At 71.5% G+C, this 24,668-nt stretch carries 21 protein-coding genes; 15 read left to right on the top strand and 6 right to left on the bottom strand.

Annotated elements, in window-relative coordinates; all coding sequences use genetic code 11:
- The first annotated feature begins 169 nt into the window (after positions 1 to 169).
- The 6 genes from CCO04_RS13135 (at position 170) to CCO04_RS13160 (ending at position 14,008) form a co-directional block, all read left to right on the top strand.
- Complete coding sequence (locus CCO04_RS13135; protein WP_215814579.1) at positions 170 to 7,036, top strand: DUF5979 domain-containing protein; 6,867 nt, start codon at positions 170 to 172, stop codon at positions 7,034 to 7,036.
- Positions 7,037 to 7,046: 10 nt separating this feature from the next.
- Positions 7,047 to 8,189 (top strand): isochorismate synthase MenF, encoded by a 1,143-nt coding sequence (locus CCO04_RS13140; protein ID WP_215814580.1) that lies wholly within the window; start codon positions 7,047 to 7,049, stop codon positions 8,187 to 8,189.
- A 226-nt stretch (positions 8,190 to 8,415) separates the two neighbouring features.
- Positions 8,416 to 9,468, top strand: coding sequence for a TerC family protein (locus CCO04_RS13145; protein WP_215814581.1), 1,053 nt, complete (start codon positions 8,416 to 8,418; stop codon positions 9,466 to 9,468).
- 108 nt (positions 9,469 to 9,576) lie between these two features.
- Positions 9,577 to 12,072, top strand: coding sequence for an FHA domain-containing protein (locus tag CCO04_RS29800; protein ID WP_215814582.1), 2,496 nt, complete (start codon positions 9,577 to 9,579; stop codon positions 12,070 to 12,072).
- Positions 12,073 to 12,165: 93 nt separating this feature from the next.
- Positions 12,166 to 12,921 (top strand): hypothetical protein, encoded by a 756-nt coding sequence (locus tag CCO04_RS13155; protein ID WP_215814583.1) that lies wholly within the window; start codon positions 12,166 to 12,168, stop codon positions 12,919 to 12,921.
- A gap of 40 nt (positions 12,922 to 12,961) precedes the next feature.
- Positions 12,962 to 14,008 (top strand): LLM class flavin-dependent oxidoreductase, encoded by a 1,047-nt coding sequence (locus CCO04_RS13160; RefSeq protein WP_215814584.1) that lies wholly within the window; start codon positions 12,962 to 12,964, stop codon positions 14,006 to 14,008.
- Between the two features lie 15 nt (positions 14,009 to 14,023).
- On the opposite strand, the gene CCO04_RS13165 is transcribed toward CCO04_RS13160, so the two are convergent.
- On the bottom strand, positions 14,024 to 15,406 hold the full coding sequence (locus tag CCO04_RS13165) for a hypothetical protein (protein ID WP_215814585.1): 1,383 nt from the start codon (positions 15,404 to 15,406) through the stop codon (positions 14,024 to 14,026).
- Between the two features lie 317 nt (positions 15,407 to 15,723).
- Here CCO04_RS13165 and infA point away from each other — a divergent pair, with 317 nt between their 5' ends.
- The 7 genes from infA to rplQ all read left to right on the top strand — a co-directional run bounded on the left by infA (position 15,724) and on the right by rplQ (position 19,568).
- Positions 15,724 to 15,945, top strand: a complete 222-nt coding sequence (gene infA / locus CCO04_RS13170) for a translation initiation factor IF-1 (protein WP_028656368.1) — start codon at positions 15,724 to 15,726, stop codon at positions 15,943 to 15,945.
- Positions 15,946 to 15,987: 42 nt separating this feature from the next.
- Positions 15,988 to 16,101: a 50S ribosomal protein L36 gene (gene rpmJ, locus CCO04_RS13175; protein ID WP_008361054.1), complete on the top strand. Its 114-nt coding sequence runs from the start codon at positions 15,988 to 15,990 to the stop codon at positions 16,099 to 16,101.
- A 164-nt stretch (positions 16,102 to 16,265) separates the two neighbouring features.
- A complete protein-coding gene (rpsM, locus tag CCO04_RS13180; RefSeq protein WP_036547929.1) occupies positions 16,266 to 16,640 on the top strand; it encodes a 30S ribosomal protein S13 in 375 nt (124 codons plus the stop codon).
- A 59-nt stretch (positions 16,641 to 16,699) separates the two neighbouring features.
- Entirely contained in the window at positions 16,700 to 17,101 is a 402-nt protein-coding gene (gene rpsK / locus CCO04_RS13185; RefSeq protein ID WP_038681087.1) for a 30S ribosomal protein S11, read from the top strand.
- 31 nt (positions 17,102 to 17,132) lie between these two features.
- Positions 17,133 to 17,741, top strand: a complete 609-nt coding sequence (rpsD, locus tag CCO04_RS13190) for a 30S ribosomal protein S4 (RefSeq protein ID WP_215814586.1) — start codon at positions 17,133 to 17,135, stop codon at positions 17,739 to 17,741.
- A gap of 137 nt (positions 17,742 to 17,878) precedes the next feature.
- The gene (locus tag CCO04_RS13195; protein WP_038681083.1) at positions 17,879 to 18,901 is read left to right on the top strand and encodes a DNA-directed RNA polymerase subunit alpha; all 1,023 of its coding nucleotides are present in this window, start codon (positions 17,879 to 17,881) and stop codon (positions 18,899 to 18,901) included.
- Between the two features lie 94 nt (positions 18,902 to 18,995).
- Positions 18,996 to 19,568 (top strand): 50S ribosomal protein L17, encoded by a 573-nt coding sequence (rplQ, locus tag CCO04_RS13200; protein ID WP_215814587.1) that lies wholly within the window; start codon positions 18,996 to 18,998, stop codon positions 19,566 to 19,568.
- Between the two features lie 25 nt (positions 19,569 to 19,593).
- Here the strand turns inward: rplQ and CCO04_RS13205 are convergent, their stop codons facing one another.
- The gene (locus CCO04_RS13205; RefSeq protein WP_215814588.1) at positions 19,594 to 20,229 is read right to left on the bottom strand and encodes a hypothetical protein; all 636 of its coding nucleotides are present in this window, start codon (positions 20,227 to 20,229) and stop codon (positions 19,594 to 19,596) included.
- Between the two features lie 76 nt (positions 20,230 to 20,305).
- Here CCO04_RS13205 and CCO04_RS13210 point away from each other — a divergent pair, with 76 nt between their 5' ends.
- Positions 20,306 to 21,322, top strand: coding sequence for a 4-hydroxy-3-methylbut-2-enyl diphosphate reductase (locus CCO04_RS13210; RefSeq protein ID WP_215814589.1), 1,017 nt, complete (start codon positions 20,306 to 20,308; stop codon positions 21,320 to 21,322).
- Positions 21,322 to 21,939: an L-threonylcarbamoyladenylate synthase gene (locus tag CCO04_RS13215; protein WP_215814590.1), complete on the top strand. Its 618-nt coding sequence runs from the start codon at positions 21,322 to 21,324 to the stop codon at positions 21,937 to 21,939. The genes CCO04_RS13210 and CCO04_RS13215 overlap by 1 nt, the downstream gene beginning before the upstream one ends.
- An 87-nt stretch (positions 21,940 to 22,026) precedes the next feature.
- Here the strand turns inward: CCO04_RS13215 and CCO04_RS13220 are convergent, their stop codons facing one another.
- The 4 genes from CCO04_RS13220 to CCO04_RS13235 all read right to left on the bottom strand — a co-directional run bounded on the left by CCO04_RS13220 (position 22,027) and on the right by CCO04_RS13235 (position 24,623).
- Entirely contained in the window at positions 22,027 to 22,455 is a 429-nt protein-coding gene (locus CCO04_RS13220; RefSeq protein ID WP_215814591.1) for a DUF6542 domain-containing protein, read from the bottom strand.
- Positions 22,456 to 22,512: 57 nt separating this feature from the next.
- Positions 22,513 to 22,902, bottom strand: a complete 390-nt coding sequence (locus CCO04_RS13225; protein WP_215814592.1) for a DUF1761 domain-containing protein — start codon at positions 22,900 to 22,902, stop codon at positions 22,513 to 22,515.
- Between the two features lie 131 nt (positions 22,903 to 23,033).
- Complete coding sequence (locus CCO04_RS13230; RefSeq protein ID WP_215814593.1) at positions 23,034 to 24,275, bottom strand: RNA polymerase sigma factor; 1,242 nt, start codon at positions 24,273 to 24,275, stop codon at positions 23,034 to 23,036.
- A complete protein-coding gene (locus tag CCO04_RS13235) occupies positions 24,276 to 24,623 on the bottom strand; it encodes a YciI family protein (RefSeq protein WP_215814594.1) in 348 nt (115 codons plus the stop codon).
- Positions 24,624 to 24,668: the final 45 nt, after the last annotated feature.

The following is a 24,668-nucleotide window of genomic DNA, read 5'->3' on the forward strand; positions in this document are numbered from 1 at the left end:
TCGGCTGTTCGGTCGTGCTCCGTGCCTTTTTCCCCGTACCGTGCTACGCGGAGAGGGAAGGGACAAACAAAATATGGGACACGTACGCCCGAAAATGGGCGGTAGCACGCGTCGCTGGGCCGTGGGGGCCTTGACGCTGCTCGTAGCAATCATCAGTGTGCTGGCGGCAGTGCCGTCGGCCCGAGCCGCAGCGGACTCGCTGCAGATCGACAAGACCGTCGACAAGGCGACCCCGCAACCAGGGGAGTCCTTCACCTACCTGATCCAGGTGCGGTGCTCGGAGGACGACTGCCTCGACGCCCGCGTCGTGGACGCGCTGCCGGACGAGCTGGTCGGGTTCCCGATCCAGAACGTCACGTTCAGCCCGGCCGCGATGCCGCGCGTCGTCACCTGGCAGCCGGGCGGTACGGCGACCCCGCCGGCCACCGTGCAGCCGGGGACGTCGATGACCGTCGACCTGCAGCAGCCGACCGACAACCCCGTGGGCGTCGGTCTGCAGGCCGGTACGACGTACACGATCGCGATCTCGCTGAAGGTGCCGGACGACTTCCCGCCGGGCACGAGCCCCGAGATCGTCAACACCGCCAAGGTGACGGCCTCCAACGCCGATCCCAAGCAGAGCGACGCCGCGATCACGGTCGAGTCGCCCGTGCGGATGGATGTCGACGTCACCAAGAGCTGGACGCCCGGCAGCCAGGCCTACGAGCCCGGCACCGCGTCGACCATCGGCCTCGGTGTGCGCAACCAGAGCAACGTCGCCGTCGACCGGCTGACGATCCAGGAGCCGAAGAACGCTCCTGACGGCGCCAGCAGCCTCGACGCCAGCAACCCGTTCACCCTCACCGACTTCACCGGCTTCGGCACCGTCAACGTGCCGGCCGGGTGCGACACCGTGCGCGTGGACGCCTACGTCCGGAGTGGTGGCACCTGGTCGTGGGTCCAGGGCACGGCGGCTCCGGCCGCCGACCCGCTCGCCCTGCCGGCCGGCGTGACGAACGCCGACGTCGGGGGCATCCGGATCACCTGCGAGGGGACCGTCGCCCCCGGGCAGCGCGTCACCGCCGACCTCGGTCTCGAGCAGCGCGCCACGGACCGCAACGACGGCAGCGACCTGTCGACCGCCGAGCACCGCGTCGACAACACCGCGACCGGCAGCGCCGTGCTGACGGGTCAGCCGACCGCGACCGAGGACGCGAACGCGTCGTACGTCGTGAAGCCGTCCATCCCGACGGTCGAGGCGCAGAAGAACATCACCCCCGGCTCGATCACCGCCGGGCAGGACGCCGCCGCGTCGATCAGCGGCACCAACGGTGACGTGCCCGTCACGAAGCTCACCGTCGCCGACCTCGGCTTCTTCACCGACGAGGTGACCTTCGGCGGCTTCACCGGCCCGCTGAGCTGGCCCGCGGCCGCGACCGGCGGCACGCTCACCTACCACCTGCTCGGCGGAGGCACGCTGGACGTGCCGCTCCTCGAGGGGCAGACGCCGCCTCCGCCCGTGGGCAAGATCTCCGGTTTCGAGATCACCTGGACCGGTCCGATCAAGGCCAACGAGACCGGTGGCGCGTCGTTCACGATCGAGACGACCGAGGACGCCACCGGTGGTGCCCCCGCCGTCACGCTGACCAACAGGGTCGACGTGGACGTCGAGGCCGCCAACGGCCTGACCGACGACGACAGCGACAGCGACACGCTGCGCATCGTCGACCCCGCGATCACGACCAGCCTGCAGAAGACGGTGCGGCCGTCGTCGGCCGTCTCGCCCGGCGACTCGGTGATCTCCTCGCTGCAGGCCAACGCGGTCGCGCACGGTGACGGCGCCGTCGTCCACGACATCGTGGTCGAGGACGTCGTCGGCACCGGGAACGCCGAGTTCTGGGACGCCTTCGACCTCACCTCGATCGCGCCGACCCAGGTGCCGGCCGGCACCACGCTCACCATCGAGGTCCAGGACACCACCGGTGCCTGGCACACGCTCGACGTGCACGGCCCCGAGGCCGGCGCCAGCGTGTACCGGCTCGGCGCGGCGGCCACGGCGGCCAAGCTGGCCGGCCTGGGTCTCTCCGCGGACGACATCCAGGGCATCCGGTTCTCGTTCCACAACGCCACCGGCTTCCCGGCCGACACCACGGTGACCCCGAACATCGAGTTCGAGGCGCGCGGTGACCTGCGCGGCGGTGGAGCCGTCACGCCCGGTCCGGACCAGCCGACGCAGTACGTCAACTCCGCCACGGTGAACGCCGACGGCGAGTCCGCGGGCGGCAACAACCTGCACGACAACGGCGGCTCGACCGGCACCGGCACCGTGGTCACCGACGACGGCGGCCCCGGCACCGGCGTCGAGATCCGCAAGCGCTGGATCGAGGCCGCGGTGGACGCGCAGTCCGGCGACCAGGCCACGACGAACCTCGACTGGAACGTCGACCGTGGGCTGTCCCCGGTCACGATCACCGACGGTGCCGCGGCGCCGTCCGTCGCGACCGTCGGGCAGACCGCGTACGACGCCTTCGACCTGGTCCGGATCCCGATGGTCCAGGCCGGCGGCGCGCCGTACTCGACCGGCTGGTACCTCCAGTACGACACGGTCACCCAGGTCGCGCTCTTCAACGCGACCACCGGCACCTGGGACGTCGTCCCGGCTCCCGGGGGCACCTGGCGTGCGGCCGATGGCAGCTTCAAGGGCTACGACCTGAGCACTGCCGAGCGGGCGTCGACCATCGGCGTGCGGATCGTCCTGGCGGAGACCCCGGCCGACACCGCGCGTCGTACGGCGGCCCAGCAGACCGGTGGTGCCTTCGACCCGTTCGCGCCCGACCCCAACAGCGGCGTGGGCGCGGGCAGCACCGACCGCCGGTTCACGCTCGACTGGCAGGTGCGCGACAAGGCCCGCTCCGACGGTGCCTTCGTCGTCGAGGACCGGGACTACAACACCCCGGACGCCGGCCTGGTCGAGAACGACACCCGGATCACCGGCACCCCGACCGCCGGTGGCGCGGACGTCACCGACACCGACGCCGACACCATCCAGATCCTCGACCCGGAGCCGGTCGCGGAGGTCGCCAAGACGGCGACCCCGACGACGCCGGTGCACGTGCCCCCCGTGGGCACGGACGCCGCGGACTACCCGACGGCGACCTGGACGATCACCGGGAGCAACGGCTCGACCGCCCGGGCGTCGTACGTGCGGCTGACGGACCCGGCCGCGTGCACCGACACGACGCTGCCGGCCTGCCAGAGCGATGCCGACGCGGCCGGTGCCAACGCCGACCCGTTCGACACCAGCGCCAACCTGCTCAGCGACCCGGCGCGCCCGAACCCGTTCGAGCGCTTCGACCTGACCGGCATCACGATCTCCGCGTCGCGCCCGGGCCAGATCGACCCGGCGGCCACGGTCGTCTGGCTGCTCCGGTACGACGAGGGGACCGACGCCTACACGACGGAGCAGACGACGATGGCCGCGGTCAACGCGGGCGTCACCGACCCGGGCACGATCGTCGGCGTCAGCGTGACCTTCCAGGACACGGCTCCGGCGACCTCCGGCGGCACGATCACGCAGGACAACGACCTGCGCATCGAGCTGAGCACCCGGCTCCGGCCGACGCTGCGCAGCAGCGGGGCGAACCAGGTGCTGCGCGCCGGGGACACGGTCGACGTCGTCAACCGCGTCTTCGCGCAGTCCTACGACCCGATCGCGGCCACCGGCACCAAGACCGGTGACGTCGCCGACGCGAGCGTGCGGCTGACCGGCGGCACGGTGAACATCACGCCGACCAAGTCGATCAGCCCGAGCCGGATCAACGAGCCCTCGCCCGACGTACCGGTGACGGTGACGCTCGGCGCGAACCAGGGCTCGTCCCCGCGCAGCACGCTCTCGCCGCAGCGCGTGGTGATCGAGGACCAGGCGAAGTCGCCGGAGTTCTGGAACACCTTCCGGTTCACCGGCGTCACGTCGGTGACGATGCCCGCCGGTGCGGACCGCGTCCAGGTCGACCTGTACGACGGCACGCAGTGGGTGCTCGGCACCCCGGCCGCCACGGCGACCCTGCCGGCCGGCGTCGCGAACGCCGACGTCCAGGGCATCCGGTTCACCTTCACCCGGGCCGACGGCAAGCTGTTCTCGGCCACGGTGCCCGCGCCCAACTGGGCTGCGAGTGCGGTGCTCGGGATGCGGCTGCGGGAGACCTACCGCGACTCGGGCGACCCGGTCCGGTTCGACGGCGAGGTCGAGAACACCCAGACCTCGTGGTCGACGCGGCCCGACGGCAACGACGCGCCGAAGACCGACGCGTCCGCCGACATCGACCTGTCGCTCGGCACCCGGGAGATCGCGGTCCGCAAGCTGACCAACGAGGGCAACCGCCTCGCCTCGGTCGGTGACGCGGTCCCGTTCGACCTGACGATCCAGAACACGGGCACCGGGTTCCTGACGCTGACCGACCTGCGCGACGCGCTGCCGCCGCAGCTGCTCTACACGGGCACTCCGGCGCCGACGTTCACCACGTCGGCGGGGGGCACGCTCTCGACCCAGGTCACCGTCACGCCCGAGCAGAACGGCTCCGTGCTCCGGTTCACCTGGCCGGCCGGCGGTCGGCAGATGCGCCCGGGCGAGGAGTTCAAGATCCGCCTGCACCTCGAGCTCCAGCCGGGGCTGACCACCGGGCAGACCGCCACCAACACGATGACGGTGACGACCGAGGAGACGCTGACCAGCTGCCGCAACACGGTCGCCGGCGGCCCGCTGACCCCCGACTGGGGCAACGACCCGCGCACCTGCGGCACGTCCGACTTCGTCGGCACGGTGACCGGGCCGAACCTCTACACGATCAAGGGGGTGCGCGGCTCGCTGCCGGGCGCCTACGCCCCGGGCAGCCCGTCGACGGTGTGCGCCCCGTCGCTCAACGTCACCGGTGGCGCGTACTACCGCTCGCCCTGCGTGGCCAACAGCGAGGTCGACGGCACCGACGACTGGGTCCTGCACAACATGAACACGGGCACGGTCAACATCGACGAGATGACGGTCTTCGACCAGCTGCCGGTCCGTGGCGACCTGCAGCTCGTCTCGGGCAACGCCCGCGGCTCGGCGTACCGGCCGCAGCTCGTGGGTGCACCGCAGGTCACCGCGCCCAGCGGCACGACCACGGTGATCGAGGTGACCACCAGCCCCGGTGCCTGCACCGGGACCTGGAGCAACCTGGAGACCCAGCCCGTCTGCCAGCAGAACGGCGAGACCTGGTCCGTGGCCGGCCCCGGCACGAACTGGCCGAGCGTCACGGGCCTGCGGGTCAAGCTGGACTTCCGCACCACCGCGGACGGCTCCCTGCGGGCCGGGCAGGCCGTGGACATCACGTTCTCCACGACCAACGTGATGGCCTCCGACCTCGACTCGAGCGGCGTGCGCCGCTCGGTGCCCGCCGACGACCTGATCGCCTGGAACCAGCACGGCGTGAAGTTCAAGTACTCCGGCATCAACACCTTCCGGAAGATCGCCCCGAACCGGGTCGGTGTGCACCTGCGCACCGGTGCGGTGCGGATCCGCAAGGACCTCACCGGTCCCGCGGCGGACTACGCCCCGAGCGAGGTGCGGGTCAACGTGACCTGCGAGGCGGGCGGCGTACCGCTCGACCTCGGGCCGGGCGCGACGATCAGGCTGAGCCGGTCCCGGGACTGGCAGGCGGACGTGGAGGGCGTGCCGATCAGCGCCAACGGCAGCTCGTGCACGTTCACCGAGGACGGTGCGGTCGGCGAGTTCGGTGAGACCTCGCGGTCCAACACGCCGGTGACCATCCCGGTCGAGGAGGTCGCCGACCCGGCGGACATCCCGACCGAGACGATCACCAACGACTACCAGTTCACCGGGCTGTCGGTGACCAAGCGGGTGGACACGCAGGCGACCGGGACGACCTTCGGGCCGTTCACGTTCACCCTGCGCTGCACGGCCGCGGGCTCGGGCAAGGACGTGACCTTCGACGGAGCGGGTGCCACCACCCTGTCGTTCACGCTGCGCGCCGACGAGACCTTCACCGCGCCGGCGAACCGGATCCCGGTGGGTGCTACCTGCACCCTGACCGAGACCGACCGCTGGTTCGCCGACCAGATCGTCGTCACCGGCGACAACGTGGTCGACAACGGTGACGGCTCCGCCGAGATCACCCCGGGTCTCGACCCGGCGGCGGTCGAGGTGACCAACGCCTACGACGCCGGCACGGTGCGGATCGAGAAGAAGGTCGACGGCGACGGCGCCGCGCGCTGGGGGACGGGCACGTTCACGTTCGACGTGCGCTGCACCTACCGAGGCCAGACGCCGTACGACGAGCAGGTCCGGCTGCAGGCCGGCGGCTCGTCCACCCTCGGCCCGTTCGCGGTGGGTACCTCGTGCACCGTGAAGGAGTCGGGCACGGGCGGCGCCACGTCGACCGCGCTCGACCCGGCCGACGGCGTCGTCGAGGTGCCCGCACCGGACCAGCCGGGCGGCGTCAGCCTCGTCGAGCTCACCGCGACCAACACGTTCGACCTCACCTCGCTCGAGGTCACCAAGGAGGTCGTCGGCGACACGACGGCCACCGGTGCCAAGGGCCCGTTCCGGGTGCGCCTCGCGTGCACCTGGGTGGTGGACGGCAAGCGCGTCGCGTTCGACGTCCCGGGTGGTGCCGAGCGGGTGCTCTCGCGCGGCAACGGCTACCAGGCGTCGTACGCCGAGCTGCCGTCGAGCGCGGCGTGCAAGGTGACCGAGACCGACCGGGGCGGTGCGTCCTCGACCACCATCCGGGCCAACGTCGCCGGCAAGCGGACCAAGGCCGACAAGCCCTCGCTCAGCGTCGACCTCACCCCGACCAGCGGTCCGGGCGAGGCGACGGTGCGGATCATCAACCGCTTCGACGCGGTCGGTGGCGAGGGCGACGGGCGTGGCAACGGTGACGGCGGCCTGCCGGACGCCGGTGCGCCGTTCCGGCCCTGGCACCTGTTCCTCGGCCTCGCCCTGCTCCTCGCGGGCGCGGGAGCCGTGGTCGTCGGCAGGCGTCGCGGGACGGTGTCCTAGGCTGGGGGGCATGGCGCGGGACCCGATCACCCCCGCTGCACTCGCGGCGCGGCCGATGCTCTTCGCTTCCGGCGAAGAGGCCTACGTCGCGAGTGCGGTGCGGCGCACCGTCGAGACGCCCGACGGTGCCGACCCGGCCTGGGCCGACGGCATCGTCGCGGCGCTCGAGCCGGGGGAGCGGGCCCTGTGCGCGCTCTCGTTCGCCGAGGGCGCGCCGGGCCTGGCCCACCTCGTGTCAGGCTCGGAGCACGCCTTGCAGCGGCCCGAGCACGACGCGTCGGTGCGGCGGACCTACGAGGTGACCGAGTTCCCGACGCCCGCCGCCTACGCGGGGATGGTCGAGGCCGCGCTGGCCAAGATCGCCACCGGGGCGCTCCACAAGGTCGTCCTGGGGCGCTGCCTCGACGTGGTGAGCACCCCGCCGCTGGTGCCGGCCGAGATCATCGACCGGCTGCTCACCACGCGGCCGGGGCGCTACGTCTTCAGCGTCCCGCTGGTGCCCGGCACCGAGGACTCCCCGCCCGACGACGGCCCGATCCTGGTCGGGGCCAGCCCCGAGCTGCTCGTGCGGCGCGAGGGCCTGACCATCTCGTGCACGCCGCTGGCCGGGTCGGTACCGCGCTCGGACGACCCGGCCGAGGACGCCCGCCGGGCCGAGGGCCTGCGCGGCTCGGCCAAGGACCTGGCCGAGCACGCCTTCGTCGTCGAGGCGATCGTGCACGCGCTCAAGGAGGTGTGCGTCGAGATCGAGTACCCGGCCACCCCCGAGCTCCTCTCCACCGACACCGTCTGGCACCTGGCCACCCCGATCCGGGCCCGGCTCTCCGACGGTGTCGACGGCCCGAGCGCGCTGCGCCTGGCCCAGCTGCTGCACCCCACGCCGGCCGTGGGCGGCGTACCGACGGCGGCGGCCAACGCCGTCATCGCCGACCTCGAGGGCGACCTGCGCGACTGGTTCGCGGGCTGCGTGGGCTGGGTCGACGGTCGCGGCGACGGCGAGTTCGCGGTCACCATCCGGGCCGCCGTGATGGACGGCCCGCGGCTGCGGCTCTTCGCCGGCGCCGGCATCGTGGCCGGCTCCGACCCCGCCTCCGAGGTGCGGGAGACGGGCGCCAAGCTCGCCACCATGGCCCGGGTCACCGGCCTACCCTGAGCCGCTCCGCAGCCGCTCCGAGCGGTCCTGATTGGACCCCCGTGCGCCGGGCGTGCGAGGATTCCGCGCACCAGGGGGGAGTACTCCTTCGCTGCGGGCTCGTCATCACGAGCGGTCGAAGTCGCCCGCTCCGGTCCCGTAGGCTGCACCACGGCGCCTCAGGCGTCGGCAGCGGAAGAGACCTCGGGCGATCTGTCGACGCATCCGCCCCTGAAGGGACACCTCTATGGACGTGACCACCCTGGAATGGACGATCACCATCGCGGTGACCGTCGGAGTCCTCCTCTTCGATGTCTTCGTGATCGCACGCGATCCGCACGAGCCGTCGATGAAGGAATGCGCCATCGCGCTCTCCGTCTACGTCGGCGCCGCCGTGGCGTTCGGCGTGTTCATCCTGGTCCACCACGGGCACGACTACGGCATCCAGTTCTACACCGGCTGGCTGACGGAGTACTCGCTCTCGATCGACAACCTCTTCGTCTTCATCATCTTGATGTCGGCGCTCAAGGTGCCCCGCAAGTACCAGCAGGAGGCGCTGCTCGTCGGCATCGTGCTCGCGCTGGTCTTCCGCGGCATCTTCATCGCGCTCGGCTACGCGCTGATCGAGAACTTCAGCTGGATCTTCTACGCCTTCGGCGCCTTCCTGGTCTACACCGCGGTCAAGCTGGTGAAGTCCTACGGCGCCCACGAGGACGAGCACCCCGAGGACAACGCGATCGTCGCCTTCACCCGGCGCCGGATGCGGGTCGGCGACTCCTGGCACGGCCTCAAGCTCTGGTACCACGAGAACGGCGTCCGCTTCGTCTCGCCGATGCTCATCGTGATCATCGCGCTGGGCGTCACCGACATCCTGTTCGCGCTCGACTCGATCCCGGCGATCTTCGGCATCACCCAGGAGCCCTACCTGGTCTTCACCGCGAACGTGTTCGCGCTGATGGGCCTGCGCCAGCTCTACTTCCTGCTCGGCGGCCTGCTCCAGAAGCTCGTCTACCTCTCGCTCGGCCTGGCGTTCATCCTCGCCTTCATCGGCGTCAAGCTGGTCCTGCACGCCCTGCACGAGAACGAGCTGCCGTTCATCAACGGCGGCGAGCACGTCGCGGTGTGGGACATCCCGTCGCTGTTCAGCCTCGGCGTGATCATCGTGACGCTCGTCGTCACCGCGGTCGCCAGCCTCTGGAAGACCTCGCGCACCGGCGCCGACGACCACGTCCCGGACCACGCGGTCGCCCCGCGCGACGCCGCGGACGTGGACGACACCGCGGGTCCCGACTGGCGCTGACCCCGCGGGGTTCGGCAGGCGTTCTTCCGGGTACGGGAGCGGGGGCGTCACGATGCCTTAGGGTTTCGTGACGTCATCCGCTCCCGAACCGACCGAGGACTCAAACGCGTGGACCGACTCCAGGTGCAGTGGGCCGGACAGACCCGGACCTTCGACGGCCCGCGGGTCGTGATCGGGCGCGAGCTCGACTGCGACGTACCGGTCACCGATGCCCGCGCCTCGCGCCACCACGCCTTCCTCCAGGTCGAGGACGGCGGCTGGGTCGTGGTCGACGCCAGCAGCAACGGCACCTTCGTCTCCGGCCAGCGGATCACCCGGCTCTCGGTCGGCGGCGCCCCGGTCAGCCTGCACCTGGGCGGACCGGTCGGCGAGCCCGTCGTGGTGAGCGTGCTGCCGGCCGCGGCGGCCCAGCAGCCCTACGCCCCGCAGCAGCCCTCTGCCCCGCAGCAGCCGTACGCCCCGCAGCAGCCGGTCCCGCCGGTCGCCTCGCGCCCGCTGCCGGCCAGCCAGCCGCCGCCGGCGGCCGCGACCCCGTCGGGCGGTGAGTTCTGGAAGAACCTGCCGCCGCCCCAGCTGCCCGCCAACGGCGGCCCGGTCGACGCGTGGCGCCCGGCCGGCGTCGTACCTCCGGGGCAGCTGCCGCACGGTCACTCGATCGTGCTGCCCCAGCAGCTCCAGGCGGGCCGCTCGCTGACCATCGGCCGCGAGCACTCCAACGACATCGTGCTCGACGACGCCCTGGTCAGCCGGCACCACGCCCGGCTCGACCCGGCGGGGGCCGCTCCGGGCGGGCTCGCGGTGCTCCACGACCTCGGCTCGTTCAACGGCACCTTCGTCAACGGCCAGCGGGTCCAGGGCGCGGTCCCGCTCCAGGTCGGCTCCGAGGTCATCTTCGGCAACCAGACGTTCCGCTGGGACGGCCACCAGCTCATCGCCTCGGCCACGGCCCACGAGTTCACGCTCTACGCCGACGGGCTGACCCAGGTCGTCGGCGGCGGCAAGCGGCTCATCGAGAACATCTCGTTCAAGCTCGAGCCGCGCAGCCTCACCGCCGTGATCGGCCCCTCGGGCGCCGGCAAGTCCACGCTGCTCGGCGCGCTCACCGGCCTCAAGCCGGCCAGCCACGGACGGGTGATCTGGCAGGGCCACGACCTCTACCAGCACTACGACCAGCTGCGCTTCCAGATCGGCCTGGTGCCCCAGCAGGACATCCTGCACCCGCAGCTCAAGGTCAAGCAGGGCCTGCGCTTCGCCGCCCAGCTCCGGCTGCCGCCCGACACGACGGCCCAGGAGTGGGACGCCCGGGTCACCCACGTCGCCAACCAGCTCCAGCTCCAGCAGCGGATGGACAACCGGATCGGCACCCAGCTCTCCGGCGGCCAGCGCAAGCGGGTCTCGATCGCCACCGAGCTGCTCACCGCCCCGCCGCTGCTCTTCCTCGACGAGCCCACCTCCGGCCTCGACCCGGGTCTCGACCTCGAGGTGATGCGCCAGCTCCGCAGCCTGGCCGACGACGGCCGCGTGGTCATGGTGGTCACCCACTCGGTGCTCGCGCTCGACGTCTGCGACAACGTCCTCGTGCTGGCCCCCGGCGGCCGGATCGCCTACTTCGGCCCGCCCGACGGCGTCCTGGCGCACTTCGGCAAGACCAACTACCCCGAGGTCTTCGACCTGCTCGACGAGCCCGACCTGTGGCAGCGGATCCCGGTCCCGCAGCACGCCGTCGACACCTCGGCCATCGCCCGGCAGTCCCACGCCGGCGCCGTACCGGCCCCGCCGCGGCAGTCGGTCTCGCGCCAGCTCTCCACCCTGGTCAAGCGCAACCTGGCCGTCGTCCTGGCCGACCGGCTGCTGCTCGGCATGCTCGTGCTGCTGCCCCTGATCCTCGGCGGCCTCAGCCGCCTGGTCGGTGGCGGCGGCGGGCTCTCGCTCGACGAGGCCTTCGCCAACGGCGACGGGATCAAGGAGGCCCAGCAGCGGCTGACCGTCCTCATCGTCGCCGCCTGCCTCATGGGGACGGCGCTCGCCATCCGCGAGCTGGTGGGGGAGCGCCCCATCTTCAAGCGCGAGTACGCCGTCGGCCTCTCGCCCGGCGTCTACTTCACCAGCAAGGTGCTCGTCCTCGGCCTCGCGGCGTTCGTCCAGGGCCTGGTGGTCACCTTCATCGCGACCGTCGGCCTGCCCGGCGCCGACGGCACCCTCGGCACCTTCCGGGTCGCCCTGGCGATCGCCGGGCTGTCGTTCACCATGGTCGTGATCGGCCTGGCGCTCTCCGCCGTCGTCACCAGCACCGAGCAGACGATGCCCGCCCTGGTCGGCATCGTGATGCTCCAGCTCGTCCTCTCCGGCGCCCTGCTCGAGGTCGCCGGCCGCCCGCTCCTGGAGCAGATCGCCTGGCTCTCGCCCTCGCGCTGGGGCTACGCCGCCTCGGCCTCGGCGATGGACCTGCTCCGCAACACCGCCGGCACCGACGAGGAGGACTGGATCGCGCTCGGTGGCGGCGGCCACTACCTCATGGACCTCTTCATGATGGGCCTGCTGTGCCTGGCGGCCTACGGTGCGGGGCTCCTGCTGGTGCGCCGCAGCGCGACCTCAGACGACTGAGGTCCGGCACCAGAACCGCCACCGGCACCGGCACCGCGAGATCGGACGCAAAACGTCGACTACGAACGGGGCACCTCTGCCTACCGTGACGCCATGCGTCTCCCGGTCCCGGCCCTGACGGTCGCCGCGCTCGCCATGCTCCTGCTCCTGGCGGGGTGCGCCGACGAGGGGCCCGGATCGCCGTCGACGGCGACCGCTGCACCGTCCTCCGTCCCGCCGACCGCGCTGACCCCGACGGCTCCGCCGGCCCCGACGACCCCGACGGCTCCCGCGGCGGCACCGCCCGAGGCGACGACCTCGGCGCTCGGCGAGGTCGATCCGCCGACACCACCCGACCTCGCCGATCGGCTGCGTTCGGGTGGCTTGGTGGTGGTGCACCGCTACACCGGTGCCTTCGTGCCGGACCGCCCCGACGCCGCCCCGGAGGGACTGATCGACGACCGGCAGCGGATCACCGACGAGAGCACCCGGGCGATGCAGCGGCTCGGCCGCGCCTACGAGCGGATCGGGGTCCGGGTCGGCACGGTGCTCGCCAGCGAGTACTACTTCGTCGTCCAGCACGCCCGCGCGGCGTTCGGTGACCGGGTACGCACCGACCGCGACCTCACCGGCTCGCTCTACTTCGACGACCAGGACGAGCTCGCGGCCTCGCTCCAAGGACTGCGCAACCGGGTGGTCGCACCACCGGCGCCCGGTCAGACGACCGTGCTCTTCACCCACCAGGGCAAGTTCGAGAAGGCGTTCGGCTACTACCTCGACGCCGGACGCACGCTCGTGTTCGAGCCCGACGGCTCCGGCGCTCCGCGGCTGGTCGCCAACCTCTCGCTCGAGGACTTCCTCGCCCTCTGATCCGGGAATGCCCGGGCCCCCGCGAGCCTTGGAACTGACGATGTCCCCCGCGCTCTCCGTCCTCGACCTCGTCCCCGTCCGCAGCGACCAGACCACCGGCGACGCCGTCGCCGCGACGCTCGACCTGGCCCGCACCGCGGACGACCTCGGTTACCGCCGCTTCTGGCTGGCCGAGCACCACAACATGCCGGCCGTCGCCGCCACCAACCCACCGGTCCTGATCGGCCTCGTCGCGTCGGCGACCGACAGCATCCGGGTGGGGTCCGGGGGAGTGATGCTCCCCAACCACGCGCCGCTGGTCGTGGCCGAGCAGTTCGCGCTGCTCGAGGCCGCCTTCCCGGGCCGGATCGACCTCGGCATCGGCCGTGCCCCGGGCAGCGACCCGGTCACCAGCTGGGCGCTGCGCCACGGGGCGGGCGGGGTCAGCGACGAGGCGGTCAACCACTTCCCCGAGTACGTCGACAACGTGCTCGCCATGATGGAGCCCGACGGTGTCGGTCTCGCCCTGCGCGGCGGGCGGCACGTCCTCAAGGCCACCCCGGTCGCCGGCTCGGTGCCCCAGATCTGGCTGCTCGGCTCCTCGGACTACTCCGCGCGGCTCGCCGCGGCCAAGGGCATGCCCTACGTCTTCGCGCACCACTTCTCCGGCTCCGGCACCGCCGAGGCGCTCGAGCTCTACCGCTCGACCTTCCAGCCCTCGCCCGAGCTCTCCGCGCCGCGCACCTTCCTCACCGTCAACGCCTCCGTCGCCGCGACGGACGACGAGGCGCAGCGGCTCGCGCTGCCCCAGCTGCTCCAGATGCTCGCGCTGCGCACCGGCCAGCCGCTCGTCGCCCAGCGCACCGTCGAGGACGCCGAGACCATCGTCGACGCCGGTCTGCCCGAGGCCCACGAGGACGTCCTCGCGGCCATGCGCTCGCGCTGGGTGATCGGGGACGCCGCCACGGCGCGCGCTGAGATCGAGCGGCTCGCGTCGTCGTACGGGGTGGACGAGGTGATGGTCAACCCGGTCGCCGGCGCCTTCCGGGGCACCGAGCCCCGGAAGGCGCCGGCGCGCGAGGAGACCTTGCGCCTGCTCGCGCCCTGAGGCGCGGGCGCAGGCTCAGCGCAGGCGCAGGCTCACCGACCAGCGCGTGGTGCGGCCGGCGCGGGTCGTCGTACCGGTGAGGCGGTAGCGGTCCGCGACCACCCGGCTGCTCAGCACGACCGTCCTGCCCCGGCGCACCGTCCGCGCGGACGACGCCAGCACGCGGCCGTCGTGGCGCAGCGTGGCCGCGACCCGGGCGGGCTTGCCCTTGACCAGGGTCACGGTGCACTTCACCTTGGCCGGGCGCTTGGCCTTGCCCTTGCCCTTGCTCTTGGTCACGGTGCAGGTCACCTTGGCGTCCTTGCCGGCCGGACCGGCCGCGCCCCGCGGACCCGCCGCACCCTGCGGCCCCGCCGGTCCCTGGGGACCGGTCGGCCCGGTCGGACCAGCCGGACCCTGCGGCCCGGCCGGGGTGTAGCCGCAGTCGGTGTCCGGCTTGCAGCCGACCACGAGGTCCGAGAGCCCCGAGACGTACCGCCCGCCCCGGACGTCGCCCGCGACCACCAGGCGCGGCGTCGACGTCGTCGGCTGGCCGGCGTTGGTCTCGCTCAGCGCGACCTGGAGGAACTTGCCGGCCGCGCGCTCACCCGGCGTGACCACGGCGACGTACCCGTCACCCGCGGCGACGCCCGCGACCCAGGCGACCTGGTCGGGCACGTAGCCGGCCCGGCGCAGCACGGTGTCGAGCAGCGGTCCGGTCTCGACCCGGGTCTGGGGCGTGCTGCCCTGGTTGTAGGTGACGGTCCGGGTCCGGCTGGGCAGCGCCGCCAGTTCCGCGCCGCTCAGCGTCGTCGTGGTGCCCGCGCCCGAGACGGTCACCGACCCGGCCGGCTGGCCGGCGGTCGGGGCCGGCGTGTGCACCGCGACGCTGACGCCGCTGACCTTGCCGAGGACGCGCGACTCGTCCGCGTCGTCGCCGACGACCAGCGTCGGCAGCGGCGAGGCCAGGTCGGCGCCGTCCTTGGTCAGCGCGAGCACGGCCGGGTGGTTGCCGAACGTCGCGGTGAGCTCGCCCAGCGCCACGGTCACGGTGCGCCCGGCCGCTCCGGTCACGGTCACGCTGACCTGGAGGTTCGGGTTGTGCCCCGCCGGTACGACGGGCGCGGCCGCGCCGACCAGCGCCTCGAGCGAGGGCCCCGTGAAGGTGTGGACGTCGCCGCCGGCCAGCGCGGTCACGCTCGCCTGGGGGAGCGCGCGCAGGTCGGCGACCTGGTAGGTCCGCGGTGTGCTCACCTCGCCCCCGAGCGTCACGGTCGCCTGGTCGTCCAGTGCGCTCGCCGGCGCCGGTACGGCGGCGCCCGCGCCCACCCCCACGGACAGGGTCAGCCCGACCCCCGCCAGCCACCGTCCCGCCGTCCTCGTCCTGGTCCTCGTCCTCGCGGTCAGCGTCAGCGTCACTGCGTTCTCCCTCGTCTCGGCACGTCTCGGTGCGTCGTTCGTCGACGTGGCTCGGGGCCGAACGCCCGCCGGGCCACCGGAGGACCGTAGTGCATACCTAGGAAATATCTAGTGAATGTTCGGAAAGAGGACGCGTCGCGCCGCGTGGGTGGTCGCCGATTGGGGCGTTGTCAACCCCTGTGGATAGACTGGCGTGTCGGTCCAACGTGGGTTCTGTGTGTGGTGCACGGACTCCCGAGGTCCACCCGGCTACTCACGGGTAGCAGGGAGGTTCCCGGACCACCGGTAGACAACATCCCCTACGCAGATTGTGAGACATGGCGAAGAAAGAAGGCGTCATCGAGATGGAGGGCTCCGTCGTGGAGGCCCTTCCCAACGCCATGTTCCGCGTCGAGCTGAGCAACGGCCACAAGGTCCTGGCTCACATCAGCGGAAAGATGCGTCAGCACTACATCCGGATCCTCCCCGAGGACCGCGTGGTGGTGGAGCTCTCGCCGTACGACCTCTCCCGCGGGCGGATCGTCTACCGCTACAAGTGAGCCGCCGGCTCACTTCTCCGCCACTAGCAAGAAAGGGCTGACATGAAGGTCAACCCGAGCGTGAAGAAGATCTGTGACAAGTGCAAGGTGATCCGTCGCCACGGCCGCGTCATGGTGATCTGCGAGAACCCGCGCCACAAGCAGCGCCAGGGCTGAGTCCCTCTCGCCACAACTGAATACGACAACTACGTGATCGCTTAGCCGTCGACTACGACGGCGAATCACCTCCGGAGCGGATGGCCGGAGCTGGGCGCCTACTGCACGACAAGCCCGGATGCATCACGACCACACCACCGTGACTGTTCGAAAGGGAAGCCACCATGGCACGCCTCGTCGGAGTCGACCTGCCGCGCGACAAGCGCATCGAGGTCGCACTCACCTACATCTACGGCATCGGCCGTACCCGCGCCCAGCAGCTGCTGGAGGCCACGGGCGTCAGCCCCGACCTCCGCGTCCACGAGCTGGGTGACGAGGAGCTGGTCAAGCTCCGCGACGAGATCGAGGCGAACTTCAAGATCGAGGGTGACCTCCGTCGCGAGGTTCAGGCCGACATCCGCCGCAAGATCGAGATCGGCAGCTACCAGGGTCGCCGTCACCGCATGGGCCTTCCGGTCCGCGGTCAGCGCACCAAGACCAACGCTCGTACCCGCAAGGGCCCGAAGCGCACGGTTGCCGGCAAGAAGAAGGCCAAGTGATCGATCGCCTCGTGCGATCTCACTTCCTTCACGACCAGCTCATCTAGAGGAGATAGCGAATGCCTCCCAAGGCTCGCGCGGGCGCCAAGAAGGTGCGCCGCAAGGAAAAGAAGAACGTTGCTCAGGGCGAGGCCCACATCAAGAGCACGTTCAACAACACGATCGTCACGATCACCGACCCGACCGGTGCGGTGATCTCGTGGGCCTCTGCCGGCACCGTCGGCTTCAAGGGCTCCCGCAAGTCCACCCCGTACGCCGCTCAGATGGCCGCTGAGGCCGCTGGTCGCCGGGCGATGGAGCACGGCATGAAGAAGATCGACGTCTTCGTCAAGGGTCCGGGTTCGGGCCGCGAGACGGCGATCCGCTCGCTGGGTGCGATCGGCCTCGAGGTCGGCACCATCCAGGACGTGACCCCCGCCCCGCACAACGGCTGCCGCCCGCCGAAGCGCCGGCGCGTCTGAGCGTCTGACCAGGACTTAGAGGAGAACTTCAATGGCCCGTTACACCGGACCCCTGACCAAGAAGTCGCGCCGTCTCGGCGTCGACCTCGTCGGCGGCGACGCTGCCTTCGAGAAGCGCCCCTACCCTCCCGGCCAGCACGGCCGCGCGCGGGTCAAGGAGAGCGAGTACCGCAACCAGCTGCAGGAGAAGCAGAAGGCCCGCTTCACCTACGGCGTGCTCGAGAAGCAGTTCCACAAGTACTACGTGGAGGCCGCCCGTCGCCAGGGCAAGACCGGCGACAACCTGGTCCAGCTGCTCGAGTGCCGTCTCGACAACGTGGTCTACCGCGCGGGCTTCGCCCGCACGCGCCGCCACGCCCGCCAGCTCGTGACCCACGGTCACTTCCTGGTCAACGGCCGCAAGGTCGACATCCCCTCGTTCCAGGTGAGCCAGTACGACATCATCGACGTGCGCGAGAAGTCGCTCGAGATGACGCCGTTCATCGTCGCCCGCGAGACCCACGGCGAGCGGATCGTGCCGGCCTGGCTCGAGGCGCTCCCGAACCGGATGCGGATCCTCGTGCACTCGGTTCCCGTGCGTGAGCAGATCGACCTGCCCATCCAGGAGCAGCTCATCGTGGAGTACTACTCCAAGAAGTGATCACCGGCCCGTCCCGGTCCCCCTCGCTGCGGCGAGGAGACCGGGGCGGGCACCGGTGTTCTCGCCGTACCTCTTCTCCAATTCCGCACCACGTCTGGGTCCTCATATAGCGGTCGGCCCGGAAAGGAACGAAACAAGTGCTCATCGCACAGCGCCCCACCCTGTCGGAGGAGACCGTCGACCAGTTCCGGTCGCGCTTCGTCATCGAGCCCCTCGAGCCCGGCTTCGGCTACACGCTCGGCAACTCGCTGCGTCGTACCCTCCTCTCCTCGATCCCCGGTGCCTCGGTCACGAGCATCAAGATCGACGGCGTCCTCCACGAGTTCTCGACCATCGAGGGCGTCAAGGAAGACGTCACGGAGATCATCCTCAACCTCAAGGGCCTCGTCGTCTCCTCCGAGCACGACGAGCCGGTCACCATGTACCTGCGCAAGTCCGGTGCCGGTGACGTCACCGGTGCCGACATCGCGCCGCCGGCCGGTGTCGAGGTGCACAACCCCGACCTGAAGATCGCCACCCTCTCGGACAACGGCAAGCTCGAGCTCGAGCTCGTCGTCGAGCGGGGCCGCGGCTACGTCTCGGCCGTCCAGAACAAGGGCGCCGACAACGAGATCGGCCGGATCCCGGTCGACTCGATCTACAGCCCGGTCCTCAAGGTGACCTACAAGGTCGAGGCCACCCGCGTCGAGCAGCGCACCGACTTCGACAAGCTCGTCATCGACGTCGAGACCAAGCCGTCCATCCTGCCCCGCGACGCGATCGCGTCGGCCGGAAAGACGCTGGTCGAGCTCTTCGGCCTGGCCCGTGAGCTCAACGTCGAGGCCGAGGGCATCGACATCGGCCCCTCGCCCGTCGACGAGCAGCTCGCCGCCGACCTCGCCCTCCCGGTCGAGGACCTGCAGCTGACCGTGCGGTCGTACAACTGCCTCAAGCGCGAGGGCATCCACACCGTGGGTGAGCTCATCAGCCGCTCGGAGCAGGACCTGCTGGACATCCGCAACTTCGGCGCGAAGTCCATCGACGAGGTCAAGGCCAAGCTGCACGAGATGGGTCTGTCCCTCAAGGACAGCGCCCCGGGCTTCGACCCGTCGGCCGCCCTGGCCAACTACTCCGACGACGACGAGGACGACACCGCCTTCGTCGAGGACGAGCAGTTCTGATCCGTCCCTGAGGGGACATCAACCACCCGGTACCTGACACGGCCGGGACGACTGCCCCGGTACCTGACACGGCCGGGGAAGAAACGAGAGAGACATGCCGAAGCCCAAGAAGGGCCCCCGCCACGGCGGTAGCGCCGCGCACCAGCGCCTCATCTTGTCGAACCTGGCCACCGCGCTCTTCGAGCACGGCCGGATCACGACGACCGAGGCCAAGGCCCGCACGCTGCGTCCGTACGCGGAGAAGCTCATCACCAAGGCGAAGAAGGCTCACGCCGGCGAGAACCCGCTGCACCAGCGCCGCGAGGTCCTCAAGGTCATCCGCGACAAGGGTGTCGTGCACACCCTCTTCGCGGACATCGCGCCGACGTTCGCCGAGCGCCCGGGCGGCTACACCCGGATCACCAAGATCGGTCCGCGCCAGGGCGACAACGCCCCCATGGCCGTGATCGAGCTGGTGACCGGTGCGTTCACCCCCTCCGCTCCCAAGGCCGCGAATGCCGAGGCGCCCGCGCCGGCTCCGGCCGACGAGGTCGAGGAGACCGAGGAGGTGACCGAGGTCGAGGAGACCGAGGCCGCCGAGGCTCCCGAGGCCCCCGAGGCCGAGGTCGAGGCTGCCGAGGAGGAGGCTCCCGCCGAGGAGTCCACCGAGGACGCCGAGAAGGCCTGACGCACCTGCTGCGTACGCCGGCCCGTCACCCGCGAGGGTGGCGGGCCGGTGTCATTTTCGAGGTGCTGCGCCCGTCGAGCAGCCAGCACGCGACGCCCGCGATCGGCAGGACGGCACTCGCCCACGCCCAGAGCGACGCCGCGCGCAGCGCCGTACCAAGGTTGGCCGTGGAGCGGACCAGGTCGTCTTCGAACGGGGCCTGGGCCAGCACGAGCACCGGGACCACGAGCAGCCCGGGCCACCACCGGTGTCCGGAGCGCCGGGACACCGACCAGGCGCCGACGAGCAGCAGCCCGTCGATGATCCAGCGGACCTGGAAGATCGAGCGGGCCTCGTCGTACGACGTGGGCTGCAGCGGCCCGTGGGTCAGCAGGTACCAGAACAGGACGTTGAGCACGAGGGCCGCGACGGCGAGCCCGCAGGCCAGGCCCCGTCGCTGCGGCGTCCGGGCCACGGCGAGGACGACCACGGCGTAGACCGCGCCGGCGACGACACCGAGCGTGACGTCGGCCGCCTCGGTCAGGGGCTGCCCGGACTCCATCCGGTGCAGGCTGAGCGCCACGATCGCGAGGTCGACGGCGGCCGCCACGGCGAGGAGCAGCAGCGCGGCCGCGGTGGACAGGTCGCGCGACATCCGTGACGACGGGGGAGCAAGCGTCATGGCTGCATCCTGCCGGGTCCGGGCCGGGTACGTCGTGGAGTCGGCCCGGGAGAGCCGGGTCCGTAGACTGGGTGCCATGACGATCGACCTCGGTAGCCCGCGCCTGCTCGACGACGGCGAGCGCGAGGTCCTGCTCGCCGCCCCGCGCGGCTACTGCGCCGGTGTCGACCGGGCGGTCGTGACGGTCGAGCAGGCGCTGGACCTCTACGGCTCGCCGGTCTACGTGCGCAAGCAGATCGTCCACAACAAGCACGTCGTGGCCAACCTCGAGTCCCGCGGCGCGATCTTCGTCGAGGAGCTCGACGAGGTGCCGCTGGGCGCCACGGTCGTCTTCTCCGCCCACGGCGTCTCGCCGGCGGTCGTGAGCGAGGCCGCCGAGCGCGACCTCAAGACCATCGACGCCACGTGCCCGCTGGTGACCAAGGTGCACCGCGAGGCGGTCCGCTTCGCGGCCGACGGCTACACCATCCTGCTGATCGGTCACGCCGGTCACGAGGAGGTCGAGGGCACCGCGGGCGAGGCTCCCGACCAGACCGTCCTCGTCGAGCACCCCGACGACGTCGACAAGCTGGAGTTCCCGGCCGACGCCAAGCTGGCCTGGCTCTCGCAGACCACGCTGAGCGTCGACGAGACCATGGAGACCGTACGCCGCCTGCGCGCGAAGTTCCCGCAGCTCGAGGACCCGCCCAGCGACGACATCTGCTACGCCACCCAGAACCGCCAGGTCGCGGTCAAGGAGATCGGCGCCACCGCCGACCTGGTGATCGTGGTCGGCTCGGCCAACTCCTCCAACTCGGTGCGCCTGGTCGAGGTCGCCCTCGAGGCCGGCGCCAAGGCGTCGTACCGCATCGACGACGTCTCCGAGCTCGACGAGTCCTGGCTCGACGACGCCGCGACCGTCAGCGTCACCTCGGGCGCCTCGGTCCCCGACCACCTCGTCACCGAGGTCCTGGCCTACCTCGCCGAGCGCGGCTACCCCGACGCCCGCGCCGTCCAGACGGCCGAGGAGACGCTCGCGTTCTCCCTTCCCAAGGAGCTGCACCGCGACCTCAAGGCCGCCGGGCGCAGCACCAAGACCGCAGTGCGCCTCTGATGGCCCGCTACCTCGACGTCCACCCGGACAACCCGCAGCCGCGCCTGCTCCAGCAGATCGTCGACGCGCTCAACGAGGACGCCCTGATCGCCTACCCGACCGACTCGGGCTACGCGCTCGGCTGCCGGATCGGCAACCGCGACGGCCGCGACCGGATCCTCAAGATCCGCGGGCTCGACGACAAGCACCACTTCACGCTGGTGTGCCGCGACTTCTCCCAGCTGGGCCAGATGGTTCACGTCGACAACTCGGCGTTCCGGGCGATCCGCGCGGCCACGCCGGGGCCCTACACCTTCATCCTGCCGGCGATGCCGGACGTGCCGCGCCGCCTGCTGCACCCCAAGAAGAAGACCGTCGGCGTCCGCATCCCCGACCACGTCTTCGTCCAGGCCCTGCTCGAGCAGCTCGGCGAGCCGCTGCTGACCTCGACCCTGATCCTCCCCGGTGAGACCGAGCCGCGCACGATGGGCTGGGAGATCAAGGAGGACCTCGACCACGAGGTCGACATCGTCGTCGAGGCGGGCGAGACGCCGGCCGAGCCGACCACCGTCGTCGACTGGTCCGACGGTGCCCCCGAGGTGCTGCGCCGCGGCGCGGGAGACCCCGACCGCTTCTGAGCATTCTGCGCGAGCGCGTCTCCGGCGCCAAGCGAGGAGGCAGCAAGCTGCCCGTCAGGCGCGTCCCGCCGCGCTGCCGCGCCGCGCTCAGTCGGTCGCGGGGTGCCGCTGCAGGTACGAGCGCCGCGCGGCGAGCAGGCCCAGGCAGGCGCCGTACCCGAGGACGAGGGCGACCGCGTGCCGCGAGAGCCCCGACACCGTCGCCTGGACGACGCCGTCGTCGGCCCGCGCCACCGATCCGGGGTCGCTGAGCGCCAGCAGCAGCACGATCGCGAACATCGCCAGCGGCGGCAGCACACCGACCGCGAAGAAGTCGCTGGGCCGTACCGCCAGGGCCGCGCCGACGCAGAGCGTGGCGAAGACCAGGTCGTAGAGCAGGCCGAGGCCGTCGGAGAGCAGCAGGTCGAGCACGGTCGCGGTGAGCAGGAGCGCGACGGCCAGGGAGACCACGTCCCGTCCGGAACGTCGTCCCTCGTCCCACAGGGTCCGGGGGCGCGGCTGCGCCGTGCTGCTCACGTCTCCACGCTAGGTGCTGGGGGTGTCCGGGACGGGGACCCTGGCCGGGTGTCGGTCTCAGGTCATCTGCGATCCGAAGCGCAGGACGCCGGAGGTCAGCACGGCCACGGTGAGGAGCTGGTAGCCCTGGTTGACGGCGATCAGCAGCAGGGACTTGCCGTCGTAGACGGCGAGCTTCACCCCGGCCCCGACGAGCACGACGGCGACCATGACGGCGTTGACAGCAAGGTCGTAGGGCAGGTGCAGCAGCATGCCGGTCATGCTGAGCGCGGCGACGAGCTCGCTCGCGAGGGCGAGGGCGATGCGGCCCGGGACGAAGATCCGGCTCACGCGCTCGTCGCTGAAGCCCATCTCCCGCTGCCAGACGGCGCCGAACAGCGCGGTGTACCAGAGGCAGCCGATCGCGAAGGAGGCGACGGCGGCGACGAGTCCGACGATGTAGAACATGGGGTTCTCCTGGGTTCGCTGCGCCTGTGACGGCGCAGGTGGACGCCGCCCGGTCAAGCGACTGCCCTCATGACGAACGAGGGAGCGTTCGATCGACACCGCGGCCGGCGCCGAGGGAAGAGATGTCCGCGCTAGTCGTCCAGCGCCGCGCTGGACCGGCGCAGGTAGCGGCGCACGGCGGGCTGCTCGGCCAGCTCGATCGCCCGCCCGTACGCCGTCCGTGCCTCGTCGGTGCGACCGGCTGCGGCGAGCAGCTGGGCACGCGTGGCCCAAGCGGGCTGGAACGTCTCGACCTCCTCGGCCGGGATCCGGTCCAGCAGGGCCAGGCCGGCGACGGGACCCTCGGCGCGGCCGGTCACCGCGGCGAAGCTGACCATCGCCCCGATCGTCGGCCACAGGCTGATGATCGCGCTGTGCAGCAGGGTCAGGGCCCGCCAGTCGGTCGCGCCCGTGCGGGCCCGGGCGCAGTGCACCGACTGGATCGCGGCCTCGAGCTGGAACCTGCCGATCGCGCGGAGCCCGTGCGCGTGGCGCTGCAGCGCGTCGCCCTCGGCGATGAGGCCGTGGTCCCACCGGGACGGGTCCTGGAGGTCGAGAGGGACGAACTCTCCCTCAGCGCTCCGGCGCGCGTCCTTGCGCGAGAGCGAGAGCGTCATCAGCGCTGCGAGCCCGAAGACCTCGGGGTGCTGGGGGAGCAGGGTGGTGAGCTCGCGCGCCAGGTGGGCGGCCTCGAGCGTGAGGTCGTCGACGGCGTCGCGCTCGGCCTCGGTCTCCCAGTCGAGCGCATAGACGCCGTAGATCGCCTCCAGCACCGCGTCGAGCCGGTCCGGGATCTCGGTGGTGCCGGGGATGACGAAGGGGATGGCCGCGTCGCGGATCTTCCGCTTCGCGCGCACCAGCCGCTGCGCCATCGTCGCCGGGGAGACGGCGTACGCGCGCGCGACGTCCTTGGCGTCCTGCCCGAGCACGGTCTGCAGCATCAGCGGGGTGCGGATGCCGGGGTCGATCGAGGGATGGGCGCACACGAACAGCAGCCGGAGCCGGTGGTCGGGGATGCGCTCGAGGTCGATGTCGTCGGTGATGCCGCGACGTTCGACCGCGGGATCGAGCGGGGCGGCGCGGCGGTGGGCCGCGCTCTTGAGCCGGTCGCGCTCGCGGTTGCGGGCCACGGTGAGCAGCCATCCGTCGGGGTTGTCGGGGATCCCGGAGGCCGGCCACCTCCGCAGCGCCTCGTGGAGTGCGTCGGCGACGGCGTCCTCGGCCGCCATGATGTCGCCGCCCGAGGAGACGGCGAGGAGCGAGACCAGGCGGGCGAACGAGGTGCGGGCCGCCTGGGCGACCCGCACCTGCACCTCAGGGGTGGCGTCGCGCACCTAGTCGGCCATGGCCGAGGGCCGTACCTCGACGATGCCGAAGTGGGCGACCGGGCACTTCTCGGCCCACGCGATCGCGGCATCGAGGTCCGGCACGTCGATGATGAAGAAGCCGCCCAGCTGCTCCTTGGTGTCGGCGTAGGGGCCGTCCTGCACGGTGCGGCCGTTGCGCAGCGAGACCGTGGTCGCCGTCGCGCTGGGCTGGAGCCAGTCGGTGGCGACGAAGACGCCGGCCTCGGTCAGGGACTGGATGTAGGCACCGAACACCTGGAGCTCGGCCTCGGCCTGATCCGGAGTGGCGTCGGCGTGGCTGGTCTCGTCGCTGTAGAGGAAGAGGGTGTAGCGCATCGGGTTCTCGCCTTCAGGTGGGGGATGGGACGTGCTGACACGCTC

Origin of the sequence: Pimelobacter sp. 30-1, from assembly GCF_018831735.1 — a bacterium.
In the GTDB taxonomy this organism is placed as follows: domain Bacteria; phylum Actinomycetota; class Actinomycetes; order Propionibacteriales; family Nocardioidaceae; genus Nocardioides.

Coding starts and splice junctions, on each gene's coding strand:
- CCO04_RS13155 (WP_215814583.1), top strand. CDS start 12,166: ATGCGTCTCCCGGTCCCGGCCCTGACGGTCGCCGCGCTCGCCATGCTC.
- rplQ (WP_215814587.1), top strand. CDS start 18,996: ATGCCGAAGCCCAAGAAGGGCCCCCGCCACGGCGGTAGCGCCGCGCAC.
- CCO04_RS13210 (WP_215814589.1), top strand. CDS start 20,306: ATGACGATCGACCTCGGTAGCCCGCGCCTGCTCGACGACGGCGAGCGC.
- rpsM (WP_036547929.1), top strand. CDS start 16,266: ATGGCACGCCTCGTCGGAGTCGACCTGCCGCGCGACAAGCGCATCGAG.
- CCO04_RS13215 (WP_215814590.1), top strand. CDS start 21,322: ATGGCCCGCTACCTCGACGTCCACCCGGACAACCCGCAGCCGCGCCTG.
- infA (WP_028656368.1), top strand. CDS start 15,724: ATGGCGAAGAAAGAAGGCGTCATCGAGATGGAGGGCTCCGTCGTGGAG.
- rpmJ (WP_008361054.1), top strand. CDS start 15,988: ATGAAGGTCAACCCGAGCGTGAAGAAGATCTGTGACAAGTGCAAGGTG.
- CCO04_RS13225 (WP_215814592.1), bottom strand. CDS start 22,902: ATGTTCTACATCGTCGGACTCGTCGCCGCCGTCGCCTCCTTCGCGATC.
- CCO04_RS13205 (WP_215814588.1), bottom strand. CDS start 20,229: ATGACGCTTGCTCCCCCGTCGTCACGGATGTCGCGCGACCTGTCCACC.
- CCO04_RS13140 (WP_215814580.1), top strand. CDS start 7,047: ATGGCGCGGGACCCGATCACCCCCGCTGCACTCGCGGCGCGGCCGATG.
- rpsK (WP_038681087.1), top strand. CDS start 16,700: ATGCCTCCCAAGGCTCGCGCGGGCGCCAAGAAGGTGCGCCGCAAGGAA.
- rpsD (WP_215814586.1), top strand. CDS start 17,133: ATGGCCCGTTACACCGGACCCCTGACCAAGAAGTCGCGCCGTCTCGGC.
- CCO04_RS13160 (WP_215814584.1), top strand. CDS start 12,962: ATGTCCCCCGCGCTCTCCGTCCTCGACCTCGTCCCCGTCCGCAGCGAC.
- CCO04_RS13235 (WP_215814594.1), bottom strand. CDS start 24,623: ATGCGCTACACCCTCTTCCTCTACAGCGACGAGACCAGCCACGCCGAC.
- CCO04_RS13145 (WP_215814581.1), top strand. CDS start 8,416: ATGGACGTGACCACCCTGGAATGGACGATCACCATCGCGGTGACCGTC.